Annotated in this window: 1 protein-coding gene; it reads right to left on the reverse strand. The window is 42.9% G+C overall.

The window, feature by feature from the left end; translation table 11 throughout:
- Positions 1-244: 244 nt before the first annotated feature.
- A partial coding sequence (locus D7X96_RS40220) for a hypothetical protein (protein ID WP_158626688.1) occupies positions 245-785 on the reverse strand: 541 nt, incomplete at its 5' end.

The raw sequence follows: 785 nt of genomic DNA on the forward strand, positions 1-785 counted from the left end.
AAAACATGAATGTTGGGTTATAGGATCGAAAGTTTTGGTCAAGTTAGGGAAGAGGCTCCTAAACTTGGATTTTGGATTTTGATGATGTTTTGAACAATGAAACATGAAAGTAAGCATTGTTTTAAGGTTTTTTAGAAATTTCAACATAGGTATGAAAACTCTAAAAGGAGTGGGTTTGACGAGCAAGTACCTAGGGATAGGCTTTGGCCATGTATGCATCGCTCTGACCCGATGTAGGAAGTCTTCAAGGGTAGTACCACTTCAAGAACTTGCCATTGATGGGCAGCATACATCTGTCACCCTCCATGTTTAGAAGAGCATATGCGCCATTGGAGAAGACTTTGTCGATGACGAAGGGTCCCTCCCATTTTGGTTCGAATTTGCCTTTGGATTTGTGGGCAAAAACCATTGGCCTTTTCACCGCAAGAACCAAGTCACCCTTTTTGTGGGCGCGTTGCCTGACCCTTTTGTCAAAAGATCCCACCATGCGTGCTTGGTAAAGCTCAACGCTTTGTAGAGCTTTGAGTCGTCTTTCATCGAGATTATCCAGTTCTTGGAGTCTCAATTTGACGTTGCTTTCTTGCGTCATTTCATTTTGTAGAGATACCCTTAAAGAAGGAATTTGTACCTCTAGGGGGACAACTGCTTCACATCCATAGACCAAGGAGAATGGTGTGCTATGGGTTGATCCTCGAACGGTAGTCTGATAGGCCCATAAAGCTTCAGGCAATTTGTCGCTCCAATCTCTTTTGTGACTAGAGACCATTTTCTTGAGAATTTTGCAG

Source organism: Corallococcus interemptor, from assembly GCF_003668875.1.
Taxonomy (GTDB): domain Bacteria; phylum Myxococcota; class Myxococcia; order Myxococcales; family Myxococcaceae; genus Corallococcus; species Corallococcus interemptor.